Origin of the sequence: Exiguobacterium sp. s142, assembly GCF_018618455.1 — a bacterium.
GTDB classification, from domain to species: Bacteria; Bacillota; Bacilli; order Exiguobacteriales; family Exiguobacteriaceae; genus Exiguobacterium; species Exiguobacterium aurantiacum_A.
Window position 1 is genome coordinate 1 of record NZ_JACSMB010000048.1, and the last position, 1,176, is coordinate 1,176.

A 1,176-nucleotide genomic window follows, 5' to 3' on the forward strand; every position below is an offset into this window, starting at 1 on the left:
CCCGTTCCCATGCCGAACACGGAAGTTAAGCGCTTCAGCGCCGAAAGTAGTTGGGGGTCTCCCCCTGTGAGGATAGGACGTTGCCAGGCTTTTTATTTTTTTACAAAACTTATTGACTTTATCCTAATTGACATTTAAAATAGGTGAAGTCGATACAAATAGTTTTACAAACGGTCCCGTGGTGTAGCGGTTAACATGTCTGCCTGTCACGCAGAAGATCGCGGGTTCGAATCCCGTCGGGACCGCCATTTTTAATTTAAACTTAATAAGTTGGCTTTGTAGCTCAGTTGGTAGAGCAAAGGACTGAAAATCCTTGTGTCGGCGGTTCGATTCCGTCCAAAGCCACCATTTACACCTGCCGGTGTAGCTCAGTTGGTAGAGCATCTGACTTGTAATCAGAGGGTCGAGGGTTCAAATCCTTTCGCCGGCACCATTTTTTCATGGCGATTGTGGCGAAGTGGTTAACGCACCGGATTGTGATTCCGGCATTCGAGGGTTCAATTCCCTTCAGTCGCCCCATTTTAAATTAATGAGCCATTAGCTCAGTTGGTAGAGCATCTGACTTTTAATCAGAGGGTCGCAGGTTCGAGCCCTGCATGGCTCACCATTTCTCATTAATTAATAGTTATATTTGAATATTATATGCGGGTGTGGCGGAATTGGTAGACGCGCTAGACTTAGGATCTAGTGTCCTTGACGTGGGGGTTCGAGTCCCTTCACCCGCATCTCTAATCAAAACTCATATTGCGGAAGTAGTTCAGTGGTAGAATACGACCTTGCCAAGGTCGGGGTCGCGGGTTCGAATCCCGTCTTCCGCTCCATTAATACGCGGTCGTGGCGGAATCGGTAGACGCGCTAGGTTGAGGGCCTAGTGGTGGTTAACACCGTGGAGGTTCAAGTCCTCTCGACCGCATTTTATGCACCCTTAGCTCAGCTGGATAGAGCGTTAGACTACGAATCTAAAGGCCGGGAGTTCGAATCTCTCAGGGTGCACCATTTATAACGGGAAGTAGCTCAGCTTGGTAGAGCACTTGGTTTGGGACCAAGGGGTCGCAGGTTCGAATCCTGTCTTCCCGACCATTTATTTTTTGGTCTTTGAAAACTGAACGATGAGGCAAAAAAAGTTTTACAAGTTTTGATTGAAGCGCAAGCTTCGTCATTTTCAAGAGCTATATC

The 1,176-nt window shown here is 47.4% G+C and carries 10 tRNA genes and 1 rRNA gene; all 11 read left to right on the forward strand.

Features of this window, described 5'->3' with window-relative positions:
* Nucleotides 1-89, forward strand: a 5S ribosomal RNA gene (rrf, locus tag KNP77_RS15775); the annotation flags it as partial.
* 83 nt (nucleotides 90-172) lie between these two features.
* A tRNA-Asp gene (locus KNP77_RS15780) sits at nucleotides 173-248 on the forward strand.
* A 24-nt stretch (nucleotides 249-272) separates the two neighbouring features.
* Nucleotides 273-348: transfer RNA gene (locus tag KNP77_RS15785), tRNA-Phe, on the forward strand.
* Nucleotides 349-357: 9 nt separating this feature from the next.
* Nucleotides 358-433 (forward strand) — tRNA-Thr (locus KNP77_RS15790).
* 10 nt (nucleotides 434-443) lie between these two features.
* Nucleotides 444-519 (forward strand) — tRNA-His (locus tag KNP77_RS15795).
* A 12-nt stretch (nucleotides 520-531) separates the two neighbouring features.
* Nucleotides 532-607, forward strand: a tRNA-Lys gene (locus KNP77_RS15800).
* A 37-nt stretch (nucleotides 608-644) separates the two neighbouring features.
* Nucleotides 645-725, forward strand: a tRNA-Leu gene (locus tag KNP77_RS15805).
* A gap of 21 nt (nucleotides 726-746) precedes the next feature.
* Nucleotides 747-821 (forward strand) — tRNA-Gly (locus KNP77_RS15810).
* A 7-nt stretch (nucleotides 822-828) separates the two neighbouring features.
* A tRNA-Leu gene (locus KNP77_RS15815) sits at nucleotides 829-913 on the forward strand.
* A gap of 6 nt (nucleotides 914-919) precedes the next feature.
* Nucleotides 920-996 (forward strand) — tRNA-Arg (locus KNP77_RS15820).
* A gap of 7 nt (nucleotides 997-1,003) precedes the next feature.
* A tRNA-Pro gene (locus tag KNP77_RS15825) sits at nucleotides 1,004-1,080 on the forward strand.
* The last annotated feature ends 96 nt before the right edge of the window (nucleotides 1,081-1,176 follow it).